Annotated in this window: 16 protein-coding genes; 8 read left to right on the forward strand and 8 right to left on the reverse strand. The window is 71.2% G+C overall.

The window, feature by feature from the left end; genetic code table 11:
• Positions 1-236: 236 nt before the first annotated feature.
• The 4 genes from FPZ12_RS14170 to FPZ12_RS14185 are packed head-to-tail and all read left to right on the forward strand — an operon-like array spanning position 237 to position 3969.
• A complete protein-coding gene (locus tag FPZ12_RS14170) occupies positions 237-2567 on the forward strand; it encodes a sensor histidine kinase (RefSeq protein ID WP_144745994.1) in 2331 nt (776 codons plus the stop codon).
• Positions 2560-3024: a roadblock/LC7 domain-containing protein gene (locus tag FPZ12_RS14175; protein WP_144745993.1), complete on the forward strand. Its 465-nt coding sequence runs from the start codon at positions 2560-2562 to the stop codon at positions 3022-3024. The genes FPZ12_RS14170 and FPZ12_RS14175 overlap by 8 nt, the downstream gene beginning before the upstream one ends.
• 5 nt (positions 3025-3029) lie before the next feature.
• Positions 3030-3383, forward strand: a complete 354-nt coding sequence (locus FPZ12_RS14180; protein WP_144745992.1) for a DUF742 domain-containing protein — start codon at positions 3030-3032, stop codon at positions 3381-3383.
• The gene (locus FPZ12_RS14185) at positions 3364-3969 is read left to right on the forward strand and encodes a GTP-binding protein (RefSeq protein WP_144745991.1); all 606 of its coding nucleotides are present in this window, start codon (positions 3364-3366) and stop codon (positions 3967-3969) included. The genes FPZ12_RS14180 and FPZ12_RS14185 overlap by 20 nt, the downstream gene beginning before the upstream one ends.
• A gap of 1 nt (position 3970) precedes the next feature.
• On the opposite strand, the gene FPZ12_RS14190 is transcribed toward FPZ12_RS14185, so the two are convergent.
• On the reverse strand, positions 3971-5434 hold the full coding sequence (locus FPZ12_RS14190; protein WP_243769833.1) for a CoA transferase: 1464 nt from the start codon (positions 5432-5434) through the stop codon (positions 3971-3973).
• Positions 5435-5653: 219 nt separating this feature from the next.
• On the reverse strand, positions 5654-5869 hold the full coding sequence (locus FPZ12_RS14195; RefSeq protein WP_144745990.1) for a KTSC domain-containing protein: 216 nt from the start codon (positions 5867-5869) through the stop codon (positions 5654-5656).
• Positions 5870-5907: 38 nt separating this feature from the next.
• Between FPZ12_RS14195 and FPZ12_RS14200 the strand changes: the two genes are divergently transcribed.
• Positions 5908-7344, forward strand: a complete 1437-nt coding sequence (locus tag FPZ12_RS14200) for a bifunctional phosphatase PAP2/diacylglycerol kinase family protein (RefSeq protein WP_144745989.1) — start codon at positions 5908-5910, stop codon at positions 7342-7344.
• On the opposite strand, the gene FPZ12_RS14205 is transcribed toward FPZ12_RS14200, so the two are convergent.
• On the reverse strand, positions 7316-8245 hold the full coding sequence (locus FPZ12_RS14205; protein WP_144745988.1) for a proline dehydrogenase family protein: 930 nt from the start codon (positions 8243-8245) through the stop codon (positions 7316-7318). The genes FPZ12_RS14200 and FPZ12_RS14205 overlap by 29 nt on opposite strands.
• A 10-nt stretch (positions 8246-8255) precedes the next feature.
• The gene (gene pruA / locus FPZ12_RS14210) at positions 8256-9881 is read right to left on the reverse strand and encodes an L-glutamate gamma-semialdehyde dehydrogenase (RefSeq protein WP_144745987.1); all 1626 of its coding nucleotides are present in this window, start codon (positions 9879-9881) and stop codon (positions 8256-8258) included.
• A gap of 89 nt (positions 9882-9970) precedes the next feature.
• Here pruA and FPZ12_RS14215 point away from each other — a divergent pair, with 89 nt between their 5' ends.
• Together FPZ12_RS14215 and FPZ12_RS14220 are read left to right on the forward strand one after the other, a co-directional pair.
• Complete coding sequence (locus FPZ12_RS14215) at positions 9971-11521, forward strand: PucR family transcriptional regulator (RefSeq protein WP_144745986.1); 1551 nt, start codon at positions 9971-9973, stop codon at positions 11519-11521.
• A gap of 45 nt (positions 11522-11566) precedes the next feature.
• Positions 11567-12106 carry a DUF6069 family protein gene (locus FPZ12_RS14220; RefSeq protein WP_243769834.1) on the forward strand — a complete coding sequence of 180 codons (540 nt, stop codon included), beginning with the start codon at positions 11567-11569 and terminating at the stop codon, positions 12104-12106.
• A gap of 6 nt (positions 12107-12112) precedes the next feature.
• On the opposite strand, the gene FPZ12_RS14225 is transcribed toward FPZ12_RS14220, so the two are convergent.
• From FPZ12_RS14225 to FPZ12_RS14240, 4 genes are read right to left on the reverse strand one after another with little or no spacing between them, the layout of a single operon-like run.
• Positions 12113-13291, reverse strand: a complete 1179-nt coding sequence (locus tag FPZ12_RS14225; RefSeq protein ID WP_144745985.1) for a CaiB/BaiF CoA transferase family protein — start codon at positions 13289-13291, stop codon at positions 12113-12115.
• Complete coding sequence (locus tag FPZ12_RS14230; RefSeq protein WP_144745984.1) at positions 13291-14436, reverse strand: acyl-CoA dehydrogenase family protein; 1146 nt, start codon at positions 14434-14436, stop codon at positions 13291-13293. The genes FPZ12_RS14225 and FPZ12_RS14230 overlap by 1 nt, the downstream gene beginning before the upstream one ends.
• A gap of 25 nt (positions 14437-14461) precedes the next feature.
• A complete protein-coding gene (locus FPZ12_RS14235; RefSeq protein WP_144745983.1) occupies positions 14462-15232 on the reverse strand; it encodes an HpcH/HpaI aldolase/citrate lyase family protein in 771 nt (256 codons plus the stop codon).
• Positions 15229-16062 (reverse strand): HTD2 family dehydratase, encoded by an 834-nt coding sequence (locus tag FPZ12_RS14240; protein ID WP_144745982.1) that lies wholly within the window; start codon positions 16060-16062, stop codon positions 15229-15231. Before FPZ12_RS14240 ends, FPZ12_RS14235 begins: the two co-directional genes overlap by 4 nt.
• A gap of 112 nt (positions 16063-16174) precedes the next feature.
• Here FPZ12_RS14240 and FPZ12_RS14245 point away from each other — a divergent pair, with 112 nt between their 5' ends.
• Entirely contained in the window at positions 16175-16903 is a 729-nt protein-coding gene (locus FPZ12_RS14245; RefSeq protein WP_144745981.1) for a GntR family transcriptional regulator, read from the forward strand.
• The last annotated feature ends 103 nt before the right edge of the window (positions 16904-17006 follow it).

The following is a 17006-nucleotide window of genomic DNA, read 5'->3' on the forward strand; positions in this document are numbered from 1 at the left end:
CACTGTGGACACCGGGCTTCCGGGCAGCACAAGGAATCTAGGCGAGGTTCGCCCCGAGGAGAATACTCCGTACGGCTGAGGTTCCGATCGCGCAAAGTTATGCCACGAATACAGCCGGACGGACTGGACGTGGCGCCGCCGGGCGGGTTAATTGACTACCCCGACCGGTGCTGCCCCTGTCCCCCCTCATCGCGCGAGAACGCGGCGCTCCAGCGTTCTCGCCGGAAGGCAACGAAGTGCACGATGCAACGAAGAAGAAAATCGCGGAACTGGTTTCCCCGCCCGCCGACCGGCGGAAGTCCCGAATCTCCTTGCGTGCCAGGGTGCTCGCGATAGCGCTGATCCCCAGTTTCGTCCTGCTCGCCGCGGGCGTCGGCATCAACGCCTACCTGATCACCGCCGCGGTCCGCCAGCGCGACACCGCGAACCTGCTCACCCGCGGATACAGCCTCGCGGTGCCGTTCATGCCGGCCATGACGGCGGAACGCCGCGCGAGCCTCGTCTACGCCGCCGATCCCTCTCCTGATCACAAGACCGATCTCGAAGGAGCCCGCGCCGGGTTCGACCAGCTGCTCGGCGCCTTCGCCGAAATCTCCACCGAGGTCTCGGCCGCGATGCCACCGGGCGCCCGCGACGCGATCACCGGCTTCGTGCGGACGATGGGCCAGCTTCCCGGGATCCGGCAGCGGATCGACGCCGGCCAGGCGTCGCGGCTGGCCGTGTACGACACGTTCGACTCGATCGCCGACTCGATGATCGTGGCCGCGAAAGCCATCGGCAGCGATTCGACGGACAAGGACGTGGCACTGCTGCGTTCTTCCGCTTCGGACCTCATGCGGGTGTCGGACTGGGCCGACCGCAGCAACTCCCTCGCGCTCGCGGCCTACCAGGGCGGCGGGCTGACCACCGCCGAACTGCCTGCCTACGAATCGCTCGCCCGCGCCTACCGGGCCGACCTCGCGGGGCTCCGGCCGCAGCTTCCTGCCGCGCAGCAGCAAAAGATCGACACGCTGATGTCCTCTTCGGACTGGAGCCTGCTCGGCACCGCCGAGAACGCCATGGTCCGCCAGGGATACGACCCGAACCCGAGTCCACCGGGGGTGGCCCCATCGATCCCGGTGACCGTCCAGCAATGGCAGGACGCGGTGCAGCAGGTGTCGAGCACCATCAGCGGGATCGGGCTCGGCGACCTCGGCAGCGCCGCGGCCGCGGCCGAAAAACGCCATGCCGACGACACGCTGAAGCGCTCGATCATCATTGCGGCGGCGAGCCTGCTGCTCGCGATCGTCGTGCTGCTGCTGGCCTTACGCATGGGCAACGACCTGGTGCGCCGCCTGCGCAGGCTGCGGGCGGACACGCTGGAAGCCGACAAACGGCTGCCCGGCGTGGTGGGCCGTATCCGCCGCGGCGAGGACATCGACGTGGCCGCCGCGGTTCCCGGGCTGGATCACGGAGACGACGAAATCGGCGAAGTGGCGGAAGCGTTCAGCAAAGCGCAGCGCGCGGCCGTCACCGCGGCCGTGCAGGAAGCGCGGCTGCGGGAGGGCACGAACACGGTGTTCCTCAACATCGCCCGGCGCAGCCAGGCCGTCGTGCACCGGCAGCTTCAGGTGCTGGACAAGGCCGAGCGCGCGGCCGACGACCCGGACCAGATGGAGCTGCTCTACCAGCTGGACCACCTCAGCACCCGCGAGCGCCGCAACGCCGAGAACCTCATCGTCCTCGGCGGCGGCGGGCTGACCCGGCAATGGCGTACCGCGGTGAGCCTGCTCGACGTCGTGCGCGGCGCCGTCGCGGAAACCGAGCAGTACAACCGGGTCACGTTCGGCAGGCTCCCCCAGCTGCGCGTCGCCGGTCGCGCGGTGGCGGACCTGATGCACCTGCTCGCCGAACTGGTCGACAACGCGATCGCGTTCTCCCCGCCGGAATCCCGGATCGAAGTGCGCGGCAACCCGGTCGGCAAGGGCGCGGTGGTCGAGATCGAGGACCAGGGCCTCGGCATGTCCGAGGACGAACGCGAACGGTACAACGACCTGTTCGCCGCACCGCCGGACTTCGGTGTGCTGGCGCTGACCGGTGACTCGCGGATCGGGTTCTTCGTGGTCGCCAGGCTGGCCCGGCGGCACGGCATCCGGGTCCGGCTGCTCGAGTCGACCTGCGGCGGGATCCGCACGGTGGTCGTGATCCCGGACAGCGCGCTGTCCGCGGCCAAACCACTGTCCTCGGCCGCGGACGGGCACACCGACTGGTTCGAAACGCCGGTGCCCGCCCAGCCGGGGGCCGACCGCAACGGCGCGTCCGCGGAACCCGAAGCGCTGCCGCGAGTGAAGGTGGCGACGCTGCCCGAGGGCGGGCCGGCGTGGCCGGCGCTGCCGCCTTCCGACACCAGGCCCGCGCTGCCGAAACGCCGGCGCCAAGCCAACCTGGCTCCTGAACTGCAGGACCTCCCCGAACCGGGGAGCGCCAGCGCCCAGGACACGACCGCCGCCGAAGCGCGGAACCTGATGGCCGCCTTCCAGGACGGCACCCGCCGTGGCCGGGCCGCCGACGACAACCGGCATGGCTGAGCCAGGCCGCGGAGACGAGGAACGAGTGGAACAGAAGACGCGAACCCCGGACCTGGACTGGCTGCTCGACGATTTCGTCGACCGGGTGGCGCCGATCGACAGGGCGGTGCTGCTCTCCGCGGACGGCCTGCTGATGGGCCGCTCCCGCGAACTGTCCGAAGAGGACGGTGAGCATCTCGCCGCGATGGCGTCGGCCTTCCAGAGCCTTTCCCGCGGCGCCGCCCGGCATTTCCGCGGCGGCGGGGTCCGGCAGACCCTGGTGGAGATGGACGAGGCCTTCCTCTTCGTGATGGCCACCGGGAACGGCTCGTGCCTGGCCACGCTGGCCTCCGACGACGCCGATCTCGGGCTGGTCGCCTACGAGATGAACCGGCTGGTCAAACGGGTCGGCGTGGCGATGTCGGCGCCGGCTCGCGCGGCGGGCGTCCCGGGCGGCGGTCCTGATGACCGCCGATGAGCCCGATGGAGAGGTACCCGGGCGACGACTCCCCGCTGGTGCGGCCGTATCTGCTCACCGGCGGGCGCAGCCGCCCCGCGCGCACGGACCTGGAGCTGATCACGCTGGTCGTGGCGGTGAGCGAGGAGATCCGCGAAGCCGTCGGCCCGGAGCAGGCCGAGATCGTGCGGCTGTGCCAAGAGCCGTGCTCGGTCGCGGAGGTTTCGGCGCTGCTGAACCTGCCGCTGATGGTGGTGAAGGTGCTGCTGAGCGACCTCATCGACCGCGGCCACCTGATCCACCGGCCACCGCCGCCGACCACAGCGGTTCCCAGCAGGCAACTACTCCAGGCGGTCCTTGATGGCATCCGTAGGCTCTGAGCGTCCCGCGCTGGCGACGGCGGTGAAGATCCTCGTCGCCGGCGGGTTCGGCGTCGGGAAGACCACGATGGTCGGCGCGGTGAGCGAGATCCGGCCGCTGCGCACCGAGGAGGTCCTCACCGACGCCGGGACGACCGTGGACGATCTGACCGGGCTGGACGGCAAGACCACCACCACGGTCGCGATCGACTTCGGCCGCATCACGATCAACCCGGAGCTGGTGCTGTACCTGTTCGGCACGCCGGGACAGGAGCGGTTCTGGTTCATGTGGGACGAGCTGGCGCGCGGTTCGCTCGGCGCCGTCGTGCTCGCCGACCCGCGCCGGCTCGACACCAGCTTCGCCGCGGTCGACTTCTTCGAACGCCGCGAGGTGCCGTTCGTCGTGGGCGTGAACTGCTTCGACCACGCTCCGGTGTACCACGCCGAAGAAGTACGGGAGGCGCTCGACCTCGACGACGGGATTCCGGTGGTGCTGTGCGACGCGCGCCGCCGTGAGCCGGGGAAACAGGTGCTCGCCACGTTGCTGGAGCATCTGATGAAGCTGGGTGACCGGCGCTGGACGGGTTACCGGCCCGGTGTTCGCTGACTCAGCGGAACTCCGCGAGCACCGCTTCGGTGTGCGCGCCCAGCGTGGCCGCGGGCTGGCTCGGCCGCCGGCTGACCGGCGACGCGACAGCGGGCGTCGGGCCCGGTTCGAGCGCGCGTACCAACGTTGCCGCCGCCTGTTCCCGCAGCGCCAAATCGACCAGCCAGGTACCGCCCGCGAGCCGGCACGCGAGCGCGGCCAAAGCGGCGTTGACCCCGGCGAGCGGGGCGGCGATGGCGTCCCCGCAGGGCGCGGCCGTCCACGTCTCGGTGTCGAAGGCGAGCAGCCCGCCCGCCACGGCCGAGTCGTCACCGAACCCGGGAACCCGCGCCCACGGCCCCGTCCGCCCGTAGGCGGTGATGCTCACCCAGCACTTGCCCGGCGAGCGCGCCAGCACACGCTCGGCCGGTACCGGGGCGTAGTTCGCGAGCACCACGTCCGCCGCGTCGACGAGCCGGTCGAGTGCCGCTCGTCCTTGCGGGGTCCCGAAATCGAGCGCGACGGACTCGTGCCCGCCGTGGAGCAGGTCGAAGAACCCGGGCGGCCCGAAGCGCGCCGGGTCGGGCACCCGGCTGTCCTCCACCTTCACGACCCGGGCGCCGAGCGTGCCCAGCAGGTTCGCGCACAACGGCCCCGCCCACAACGAAGACAGGTCGACGACGAGCGTCGACGGCAGCCGCCACCGCCTCGGCTCCACACGCACCGGCCCGCCGCCGGGCCGCGCGCGCCGGACCGCGCCGTTCAGCACGAACGGCCAGGTCTCGCCCGCCTGGTCCCGCGCCACCAGCTGTTCATCGTCCTTTGTGGACATCACGGCCGGCAGCCCGATCCGCCGCGCCGCGACCACCAGCTTCGCCGCGTCGCGCCGCGCGACGGCTGCGGTGACGGTGGGCCACGGGTCGTCGAGCGGCACCGTTTCCCCCAGCCACAAGGGCAGGAGCTCCGCGGAACGCGCGAGGTTCAGCCCCACCCAGCCGTCCGCGGCGCGCAGCATCCGGAAGGCGCCGCTGACGGACGACGGCGCGCTACGGCCCCTTCCGGCGATAGCGGCGCGTTCGGCCAGCACGCGCGGGCCCGGCAGGACCACCGCGCGGCCCCCGATGCGGCCGAGCAGTTCGGTGGCGAGCAACGCTCCCCACGCCGCGCTCGCGGGCTGCCCCGGCGTACGCAGCGCAGGGCCGTTGTCGCGCCCGGTCAGCGCCATCGCCCCGCACGACGCCCAGTCCTCGACCGCGGTCGTGTCCACTGTGCGCACCGCCGGACCGGACCACGTGGGCGCCACGGCGCCGACAGCGTCGATGACCCCATCCGCTTCCGGCCAGAAACCGGACCACACCGTCGCCCCCAGCGACGCGAGCAACCGGCCCGCGTGCCACACCGCCGCCCCCGGACCACAGGTGGCCACGCGCAACCCCGCCAACGGACCGCCCGGTTCGGGCGCCCAGCCCGGTTCCCCGCTGCTCACATCGAAAGATTCTGCGGCAAGAACGGCTTTCGCGCGCGGCTTCGACACGGACCTGCGCGAAGAGGGAAAACGGCTGCGCGAAGCTGGAACTCCAGTGCAGGCAAAGGACATCCGCTTGCAGGTCTCCTTCATCGCCGGGCAAGGAGCTCCGTCGTCCCGCCGGAGTTGGGAAGTACCCGCAAGGCCACGGAACGCGTCACCTCGCGGACGTGCCGGGCCTCAGTCCAGCCGGTCGAACGGATACCGGTCCGCGATCCAGCGGTTGAAGTACCGGCCCTTGGACGGCGCGCCGAGGAACTGTTCGAACACCAGGGGCTCCACGCCGTCGTAGGAGTACACGCTTCCGTTGTGGAACTCCACCTCCAGCACGCGCCGCACCGGGTCATAGCCCACCGCGCTGATCACCGAGGACGAGACCGGGCGGCGCTTCTTCACCCGACGAGTGTGGCAGTTCTTCCGTAGGCTGGACGACCATGTGGCGAAGACTCTCCGAGGCGGACCGCTGGATCCTGCGGCGCGTGACGGCCAGCAAACCGCGTCCGGTGACCGATGTGCTCCCCCGGCTCGGCCGCGCGGCCAACTACTCCCGCCTCTGGTGGGGCACCAGCGCGGCGCTCGCGGTCAGCGGCAACAGGCGCGCGCGGCGGGCGGCGCTGCGCGGCATGGTGTCCATCGGCGTCGCCAGCGTCGCCGCGAACGTGGTGAGCAAACGCGCCGTCCGCAGGCCGCGCCCGTCCCTCGAACACACCCCGATCGCCCGCAGGCTCAGCCGCGCGCCGATCACCACCTCCTTCCCGTCCGGGCATTCCGCGTCGGCCGCCGCGTTCGCCACCGGGGTCGCGCTCGAATGGCCCGCGCTCGCCGCGCCGGTCGGGGCGGTCGCCGCCGGAGTCGCCGCGTCCCGCGTCGTCACGGGCGTGCACTACCCGTCGGATGTCCTGGCAGGCACGGCGATCGGCCTCGGCGCCGGGCTGCTGACGTTGTGGTGGTGGCCCCGCACCACGCCCGGGCCCGCACGCGCGAAGCAGGTGCAGGCGATCGCGTCGCAGACCGGCGAAGGCGTCGTGGTCATCGTCAACGGCTCCGCGGGCAGCGCCGACGGCGCGGTGCTCAACGCGCTGCGAAAGCGCTTACCCGACGCCGAAGTGGTCGAGCCCGAACCCCAGGACGACCTTCCCGGCGTCTTCGCGGACGCCGCGCGCCGGGCCCGTGTCCTCGGCGTCGCCGGGGGTGACGGCACGATCAACCTCGCCGCGAAAACCGCCGCGGACCAAGGAGTCCCGCTGCTCGTCATCCCCGCCGGCACGCTGAACCACTTCGCCCGCGACCTCGGGGTCGAGAACGCGGACCAGGCGGTGAGCGCGCTGCAGGAGGGCAGCGCCATCGAGGTCGACCTCGGTTCCGCCGGGGACGAGGTGTTCGTGAACACCTGCAGCACCGGGCTGTACACGGACCTGGTGCGCTACCGCGACAAGTGGGAACGCAGGCTGGGCAAGTGGCCGGCGATGCTCGTCGGGCTGGTCCACGTGCTGCGCCGCGCGAAGCCGCAGGAACTGCTCGTGAACGGGCGCCGCCGCACGGTCTGGATGATGTTCGCGGGCAACGGCCGCTACCTGCCGACAGGCTTCGCCCCCACGTCCCGGCCCGAGCTGGACGACGGGCTGCTCGACATCCGGATCGTCGACGCGGAAAGCCCGTTCGCCCGCACGCGCGTGATGCTGGCCGTGCTCACCGGCACGCTCCGCTGGGCCAAGCCGTACGAGGGCACCACCGCCGGGGAGATCGACGTCCACTCCCCCGGCGGTTCCCTGCGGCTGACCCTCGACGGCGAGTACAAGCCGATCGCCCCGGAGGCCAGGATCGGCAAACGCCCGCGGGCGCTTACCGTGTACCGCCTCGGCGATTCATGAGCGCCCGCAGGAAGAACGCCACGTTCGCGGGCCGTTCCGCCAGCCGCCGCACGAAATACGGGTACCACTCGGTGCCGTAAGGCACGTACACCCGCATCTTGCGGCCCTGCGCGGCGAGCTGCTCCTGCACGGCGGGCCGGATGCCGTAGAGCATCTGGTACTCGAAGTCGGCCCCGGTCCGCCCCGCCAGCTCGCCCGCGAGGTCGATCAGCCGCGAATCGTGCGTCGCGACCATCGGATATCCCTTGCCCTGCATGAGAACCCTGAGACACCGGACGTAGGAAGCGTCCACTTCGGACTTCCGTCGGAACGCGACCGAGCCCGGTTCGTCGTAGGCGCCCTTGCACAGCCGGATCCGCGAACCCGGCCCGGCGAAGTCCGCGCAGTCGGCCTCCGTCCGCCTGAGGTACGCCTGCAGGACCGTTCCGGTGTCCGGGAAATCCGCCCGCAACGCCCGCACGACGGACAGCGTCGAATCGGTGGCGGTGTGGTCCTCCATGTCCACCGTGACCATCGTGCCGACTGCGGCCGCCGCCTCGCAGATCAGCCGGGTGTTCTCCAGCGCGATCTTCTCGCCGTCCACGGGCAGGGCACGGCCCAGCGCGGAAAGCTTCACCGAAACCTCCGCGCGGGCCGCCAGCCCCTCGTCGCCGAGGCGCCGCAACACGGTGCGATACGCGTCGACGGTCCGCGTCGCCTGCTCGCGCTCGAGGGTGTCCTCACCGAGGTGATCGAGCGAGACCAGCCTGTCCCCGGCCAGTTCCCGGCAGACGCGGATCGCGTCCTCCACCCCCGCGCCCGCCACGAACCGGTTCACCACGGGCCGCACGACCGCGGTGTTCTCGGCCAGCCTGCGCCACGACGGCGAACGGGCGGCGGAACTGAGCACCGAGCGCAACATGAGCGTTCTCCTAGCCTTGGTGCGGGTAGCCCGACGACGTCGGCGGCACGAACGTCTCCTTGATGGTGCGGGGACTGGCCCAGCGCAGCAGGTTGTAGATCGAACCCGCCTTGTCGTTGGTGCCCGACGCGCGCGCCCCGCCGAAAGGTTGTTGCCCCACAACGGCACCGGTCGGTTTGTCGTTGACGTAGAAGTTGCCGGCGGCGAACCGCAGCGCCTCACTCGCCTGCCGCACGGCGGCCCGGTCGGTGGCGATGATCGAACCGGTCAGCCCGTAGGGCGCGCCCTCGTCCACCTGACGCAGCACACGGTCGTAGTCGCCGTCCTCGTAGACGTGCACGGCGAGGATCGGCCCGAAGAACTCGGTGCTGAACACGTCGTTCGCCGGGTCGTCGCCCTCGATCACCGTGGGGCGCACGAAAAAGCCCTCGGACGCGTCGGCCGTGCCACCGGCGAGCACGTCCAGGCCCGGGTCCGCGTGCGCCGCCTTCAGCACCCCGTCGAGCTTGTCGAAGGAACGCCGGTCGATCACCGCGCCGAGGAAGTGGCGGAAGTCGGTGACGTCGCCCATCGCGAGGGAGTCCACTTCGGACAGCAGGTCGTCCTTGAGCCGCGCCCACACCGAACGCGGGACGAACGCCCGCGAGGCCGCCGAGCACTTCTGCCCCTGGAACTCGAACGCCCCGCGGACCAGCGCCGTGCGGAGCACGTCCACGTCGGCCGACGCGTGCGCGACCACGAAGTCCTTGCCCCCGGTCTCACCCACGATGCGCGGGTAACCCCGGTACTGCGAGATATTCGCGCCCACCGTGGACCACAGCCGCTGGAACGTCTTGGTGGAGCCGGTGAAATGGATCCCGGCGAGCGCCGGGTCGGCGAGCACCACGTCGGAAACCGCGAGCCCGTCGCCGGTGAGGAGGTTGATGACGCCCGGCGGCAGGCCGGCTTCTTCCAGCAGCCGCAACGTCAAATGCGCCGCGAGCCCCTGAGTCGGCGACGGCTTCCAGATCACCGTGTTGCCCATCAGCGCGGGCGCGGTCGGCAGATTACCCGCGATGGCGGTGAAGTTGAACGGGGTCACGGCGTAGACGAACCCCTCCAGCGGCCGGTAGTCCAGGCGATTCCACACGCCCGGGCTGCTCTGCGGCTGCTGCTCGTGGATCTGGCGCGCGAAGTGCACGTTGAACCGCCAGAAGTCGGCCAGCTCGCACGCGGAGTCGATTTCCGCCTGCACGGCGGTCTTGGACTGGCCGAGCATCGTCGCGGCGTTGAGGGTGTCGCGCCACGGGCCCGAGAGCAGGTCGGCCGCGCGCAACAACACGGCCGCGCGCTCGTCGAACGGCAACGCACGCCACGACTCACCGGCCCGCAGCGCGGCGGCGACGGCGGCCTTCGCGTCTTCGTGCGTGGCGTTGCGCATGGTGCCCAGCACGTGCGCGTGGTTGTGCGGCTGGACGACGTCGATGGGCGCGCCACCGGCCATTCGCTGCTCGCCGTCGATCGTCGAAGTCAGCTCGAACCGGGTGCTGGCGAGCTCGGCGAGCTTCGCGGTCAGGTTCGCGCGTTCGGGACTGTGCGGGGCGTACTCCCGTGCGGCTTCGTTGCGCGGCGCGGGCGGGTGCGTGATCGCGTCCATAGCCCAAAGGTTAGGCAGCGAATCGACTCCTGAGGTTGGCCGATCGGCTACCGTTGAGGCAGGATCGTTGTTCGATTGGACAAGGTGCGATGAACCTGCGACAGCTGCTGCTCGCGGTCGGGGAACCGCTGCTGAACCCCGGCGCGGGCAGCCTCGACGTGCCCGTGCGCGGGGTCGCGATCCTCGACCCGGACGACGAGCTCGCCGCCTGCCCGGACGAGCTGGTCCTCGTGATCGGCGCGCGCGGCCGCGAAGCGGTGCGATACGTACGAGTCGCCGCGCGCGCGGGCGCGTCCGCTGTCGCGGTGAAGGGCAAGCCCGACGCGTTGCGCGCCACAGCCGAGGACGCGGGTATCGCGCTGCTGACGGTGCGGCCCGACGTGCGCTGGGATCACCTTCAGACGCTGGTACGGGAGGTCCTCGACAGCGCCGCCGTGGAGTCCGACGCGGAGAAGGGCGACCTGTTCTCCCTCGCGCAGACAGTCGCGGTGCTCACGGGCGGAAGCGTCAGCATCGAGGACGCGGGCAACAGGGTCCTGGCGTACTCGCGTTCCGACGACGACATCGACGAACTGCGCCGCCTGTCCATCCTCGGCTGGGAAGGCCCGGAGCAGTACCTGGCGCTGCTGCGGGAATGGGGCGTCTTCGGCCGGTTGCGCGCGGGCGAGGACGTGGTGCTGGTCGAGGAACGGCCGGAGCTGGGCATCCGCCGCCGCCTCGCGGTCGGCATCCGCGCGGGCGCCCAGCACCTCGGCGCGATCTGGGTACAGGAAGGAAAACAGCCCTTCGCCGGGCAGGCCGAACGCGCGCTCCTCGGCGCCGCGCGGATGGCGGCAGTACACCTGCTCCGGCGGCGCGGGTCTCCCCTGCGCTCGCACGACGACCTGGTGACAGGGTTGCTGGAAGGCAAGGTCAGCGCGGATCTTGTCGCCGGGCAGCTCGGTCTCGACCCCACCGCGCCCGCGATCGTGCTCGCCGTCGCGCCTCGCGAGATCGAGCACGACCAGTCCGAGCACGAGCTGCACCGCCTGGAGATCGGCAACGTCGTGTCGGTGCACGCCACGTCCTACCGCCGCGGCGCGCTGGTCGGCACGATCGGGTCACGCGTGTACGCCGTGCTGCCGGAAGTGCCGCAGCAGCAAGCCGAACCCGCGTTGAAAGCGCTCGCCGAACACGTCGTGGAAGTACTCGGCCGGGCAGGCGTGCGCGCGCAGGCCGGTATCGGCTCCCCTGTGCCCACATTGGGTGAAGTCGTCGCTTCGCGGTCCGAGGCCGACCGGGTGCTGGCCACGATGGCCCGCACCCCGGGCCGGGACATGGCGACCATCGCCGACCTGCGCGCCGAGGTGTTCCTCGGCGAAACGCTCGCCCTGCTGGAGGCCAACCCCGACCTGCGCGATCCCGCCGTCGCCGTTCTCCTCGCCCACGACGAGGAGAACGGCACCGAACTCGTCCCGTCCCTGCTCGCGTACCTCGACGCGCTCGGCGATGTCCGTGCCGCGGCGGCGGAACTGCACGTCCACCAGAACACCCTCCGCCACCGCATCCGCCGCGCCACCGCCGTGTCCGGCCTGGCGCTCGAGGACCCGCGCGAACGGCTCGCCTGCCACCTGCAACTGCTGCTGGTTTGCCGCCGGTGAGCCCGGGGTAGCCCACGCCTGACGTCTGCCGTGGGAAGGAAAGCGATGAGCGACTACACGGACAGCCAGCAGCTCAAGCCGGATCCGGCGCGGCTGTGGGCCGGCGGCGGCGCGACCGCGATCGTCGCGGCGCTGGTCGCCATCGTCGGCATCCTCATCGCCCGCGGCCTCGCCGACGTGGCGATCCTCGCGCCGAAGGGCTCGGGCCTGTGGGGCAACGCCAACACGGCCACGTACGCGGTGTGTTCCGCCATCGCGGCGCTGCTGGCCACGGGGCTGATGCACCTGCTGGCGCTGGCGACGCCGAGGCCGACCACGTTCTTCGGCTGGATCATGGTGCTGCTGACGCTGATCGGCGTCGTGCTGCCGCTGAGCCTGTCGGTCAAATGGGACGCCAAGATCGCGACCGGGCTGCTCAACCTCGTCATCGGCCTGGTGATCACGCTGCTGATCACCAGCGTGGCGCAGAGCGCGTTACGCCGGGCCGCGGCGCAACAGCAGCAGACCCCGCGCCAGGGTCCGGCCGGCAACGACTGGGCGCCCACCCGCCAGTGGGATCAGGGCCAGGGCCCGTACTACCCCTGACGCTAGCTACGGCCCGACGATCCCCCGGGCCCGCAGGTCCGCTTCGTCCCCGGCGCGCCCCAGCTCGGCCAGCACCGCGCTCGTGTGCTCGCCGTGCGCGGGCACCGCGCCCATCCGTGCCTCGACGTCGGCGAACGTGACCGGCGGCAGCAGGGCGTCGATCTCACCCACGGGAGTCGGCACCGGCCGCCATCTGTCGCGTTCGGACAGTTGAGGGTGCGCGATCAGCTGCTGCACCGAGTTCACCCGCGCCGATGCGATCCCCGCCTCGTCGAGCCTGCGCACCAGCTCCTCCGCGTCGAACCGTCGCGTGCCGTCGGCAACCGCTTCGTCGACCTTCGCGCGGTTGCGCACCCGGGCGACATTCGTTGCGTACTCGGGATCTTCGGCCAGTTCCGGCCTGCCGAGGACGTCGGTGACCAGCCGCACCCAGCCCCGGTCGTTCTGGATGCCGATCAGGACCTCGTCCCCGTCCGCCGTCGGATACGCGTCGTACGGGGCGATGATCGGATGGCTGAGCCCGGTGCGCGGCGGCTGTTGTCCGGTGTGCGCGGAAAGGTAGAGCGGGTGGCCCATCCACTCGGCGACGGAGTCCAACATGGACACTTCCAGATGCGCGCCTTCGCCGGTGCGCAGCCGGCGGAACAGGGCGGAGAGAATGCCGGAGTAGGCGTACATCCCGGCCGCGATATCCGCCGTGGGCACGCCTGTTTTCGCCGGGGCTTCGGGCGTGCCGGTGATCGACACCAGCCCCGCTTCGCTCTGCACCAGCAGGTCGTAGGCCTTGCGGTCACGGTACGGCCCGGAGGAGCCGTAACCCGACATGTCGACCACGATCAGGCCAGGCTGCTCGGCTCGCAGGGTCTCCGCCGCCAGCCCGAGCCGCGCGGCCGCGCCCGGGGCGAGGTTCTGCACGAACACGTCGGCGCGGGCGATGAGTTCCTTCAGCAGAGCCGAACCCTCGTCACTCTTGACGTCGAGCGCGACGGATTCCTTGCCACGGTTGAGCCACACGAAATGCGACCCCATGCCGCGCACCGAAGTGTCGTAGGCGCGCGCGAAATCCCCGCCGTCCACGCGCTCGATCTTGAGGACCCTGGCGCCGAGATCGGCCAGCTGACGCGTGGCGAACGGCGCCGCGACGGCCTGTTCGAGCGCTACGACGGTGATCCCGTCGAGCGGCATCACCGGGCGTCTCGCAGGAGCTGCTTGGCGATGACGAGCTTCTGGACTTCGCTGGTGCCCTCGTAGATGCGGAACAGCCGGGCGTCGCGGAAGAGTCGTTCCGCCGTCACGCCACGGATGTAGCCGGAGCCGCCGTGCACCTGCACCGCGCGGTCGGTGACCCGGCCGACCATCTCGCTGCAGAAGAGCTTCGCGCAGGACGGGCCGACCTTGGTGTCCTCGCCCGAGTCGTACTTCGCGGCGGCGTCCAGCACGAGCGCGCGACCCGCGGCGCATTCGGCCTTGGACTCGGCCAGGTGGGCCTGCACCAGCTGGTGGTCACCGATCGGATGGCCGCCCTGGCGGGCCGTGGCGGCGTAGCCGACCATCTCCTCCAGCGCGCGTTCCGCCATCCCGACGCAGATCGCCGCGATGTGCAGGCGGCCCCGGGCCAGCGACGCCATCGCCGCGTGGAAGCCCTCTTCTTCCTTACCGCCGACCAGCGAGGAGGCCGGCACGCGCGCGTCGTCGAAGAACACCTCGGCGGTCCACGCGCCCGCCTGGCCCATCTTGTGATCACGCGGGCCGACCGTCAGGCCGGGCGTGCCGGCCTCGACGAGCAGCGCGGAAATCCCGCGCGTGCCCGTGGCCTGCGGGTCCGTGCGCGCGAAGACGACGAACAGGTCCGCGATCGGGGCGTTCGTGATGAACCGCTTGGTGCCGTTGAGGACGTAGTCATCGCCATCGCGCCGGGCGCTGGTGGTCATGCCGCTGGGGTCGGAGCCCGCCTCGGCCTCGGTGAGCGCGAAGGAGGCCACCACGTCACCGGATGCCAGCCGGGGCAACCACTTCTCGCGCTGCTCGTCCGTGCCATAGCCGACGAGAACCTGCCCGGCGATGCCGTTGTTGGTCCCGAACATCGACCGGAACGCGGGCGTGGTGTAGCCGAGCTCGAAGGCCAGGCGCACGTCCTCGCTCATGGACAGCCCGAGGCCTCCGTAGCGCTGCGGCAACGCCCAGCCGAACAACCCCATGTCGGCGGACTTGCGGCGGATCTCCCGCGGGATCTCGTCGCGCTCCTCGATCTCGTCCTCCCGCGGGACGACTTCCTTGCGCACCAAGTCCCGCACTGCCCCGAGCACGGCCTGGAACTCCGCTGTCTCCACCCGGCCTCCTCCCGTTCGGACACTCTCAGGCCTGCGCGAGCAACCGCCGCGCGCGTTCCACCACGGGCCGGTCCACCATCTGCCCGTCGACCGCCACCGCCGAATCCCCGGCCTCGAGTATCTTGCGCGCCCAGTCCAGCTCCTCCTCCGACGGCGCGAAACCCGTACGCACCACCGCGACCTGCCGCGGATGGATGCACAGCTTGCCGCCGAACCCGAGCCGCCGCGCGTGCCGGATGTCCTCGTCGAGCACGGCCTCGTCGGTGAGATTCGTCGTCACCCCGTCCAGCGGCGGCGCGATCCCCGCCGCGGCGCTCGCCATCACCAGCCGCGAGCGGGTGTAAGCGAGGGCGAGCCGGTCGTCGTGCTGGATGCCCAGCTCCGTCGCCAGATCCACACTGCCGAACGCGACGCGGACGACGTTGTGCGCCGAACACACCGCCGTCGCCGCTTCGACGCCCCGCGCGGTCTCGATGATCGGCAGCAACGGGGCGTCGATCCCGCCGAGCACGCCCGGGTCCTCGGCTTTCGGCACCACCACCGGGCACTTGTGCTTCACCACGAGCGCCAGATCGGCGTCGAACCACGGCGTCGTCGCGCCGTTGATCCGCACGATTCCCTCGTTGCCGGCGGATAGCCACTCGTCGACAGCGGCGCGGGCAGCATCCTTGTCCGCGTCGGCGACGGCGTCCTCCAGGTCCAGGATCACCCCGTCCGCCCCGGCCGCCGCGGCCTTGGCGAACCGCTCCGCGCGATTGCCGGGTACGAACAGAAACGCCCGGCCCGCGGCGATCATGCGAACCTCACTTCGGCCGTGGCGTGCCGTTCGTCGCGCGCCGACGCGATCCGCAACGTGACCCCTTCGCCCGCCGGATCACCGAGCGCCCGCAGGTGTTCACCCGCGAACAACGGCTTGCGCAAGCGATAGGAAAGGGAGCGGACGGACCGGTCGCGTACCAGTTCCAGCATCAGCATCACGAGCAACGGCCCGTGCACCACAAGGCCGGGATAGCCCTCGACGCCGGTCACGTACGGCTCGTCGTAGTGGATGCGGTGCGCGTTCGCCGTGAGCGCGCTGTACCGGAAGAGGAGGCGCGAGTCGGGGCGTTTGCCGAGCTGCCACGCGGCGTCCGACTCGGGCGCGTCCGCGCTGTCCAACTGGAGCATCCCGCCGCGGCGCTCGTCCTCGCCGGAGCGGTAGACGATGTCCTGCTCCTCCACCACGCGCAGCTCGCCGCCCTGGCTGAACTCGCTGCGCACGGTCACGAACATCATCTCGCCGGTGCGCCCCTGCTTGACGGCGACCTCGCCGAGCGTGCTCACCTTCTCGGCGGTCTTGCCCAGCTCCAGCGGCCGGCGCACCTCGAGCCGCCCGCCCGCGAACATGCGGCGGCGGTCCGGGATCGGCGGGAGGAAGTGCCCGTCACGCGGATGGCCATCGTCGCCCAGCTCTGCCTGAGCCGGCCAGTCGAGGAAGTACAGCCAGTGCCACAGCGGTGGGAGCGGGCCGTCGAGCGGGGCCTGGTCGAAGACCGCGGCCAGCGCGCCCGCGGGCCCCGGTGGTAGTTCGTCGGTCGCGCGCACCGGCCCCGGGTGCCAGTCCGTCACGTATCCGGCCAGGTCCATGCCACTCCCTCGCGTTCGGCCGTACAAATCCTGCGCCTAGTTTCGAACGCGTACCGCTTCTTCGTCAACCACAACCATTGACCGGCTTCGGATTTGGCCGTACAAATACCCGATGGACAGCGCCTACGTGCGGCTGGCGCGGGAGTTGCGGGAGGCGATCCTGCGCGGGGAGTTCCCCGAGGGCGTGCGCCTGCCGACGGAAAGCGAGCTGGCGGAGACGCACCGGGTGAGCAGGCAGACCGTGCGCCGCGCCTTCCAGGATCTGGTGGCGGAGAACCTGGTCCACCGCGTGCCGGGGCGCGGCACTTTCGCGGCCCGGCCGGACGGGCGGTACCTGCGGCAGTTCGGTTCGATCGAGGACCTGATGGCGCTGTCGGTGGACACCGAGATGCGCCTCGTGTCGCCGCTGCGCCCCCGGATCGATCTCGACGCGGCCGGCCGCCTTCGGCTGGAGTCGGACAGGGTGTTCGAGCTGGCGTTCCTGCGCCTGCACGAGGGCGTGCCGTTCTGTTCGACCACGGTGTTTCTGACGCCGGAGGTGGGCAGGCTGCTTGAATCGGCGCCCGAGCTGACCGAACCAGCCACGTCCAGCCGCGCGACGATCATCGGCCTGCTCGAAGGCCGTCTCCCGGACCCGATCGCCGAGGCCGAGCAAAGCGTCACCGTCGGCCTCGCCGGCCCTACGATCGCCGAACGACTGGGGTGCGCGGTGGACCGGGCGCTGCTGCGGATCGACCGGCTGTACCTGGCTTCCAGCGGCAACCCGGTCGAACTGGCGATCAGTCATTTCCTGCCGGAGCACTACTCGTACCGGGTCCGGCTGCGCCGCCACCCGTCCTGAGCCTCGACGGCGTGTCTCCGGGCTTGTTGTGGTGGTTCTGTCCGCGCGGTTCACCGCCTCGTGCGGTCCGCTCCGTCCGGCCCTCTGTCCGGCCCCTCTGTCC

This window comes from Amycolatopsis acidicola (genome assembly GCF_007713735.2).
In the GTDB taxonomy this organism is placed as follows: domain Bacteria; phylum Actinomycetota; class Actinomycetes; order Mycobacteriales; family Pseudonocardiaceae; genus Amycolatopsis_E; species Amycolatopsis_E acidicola.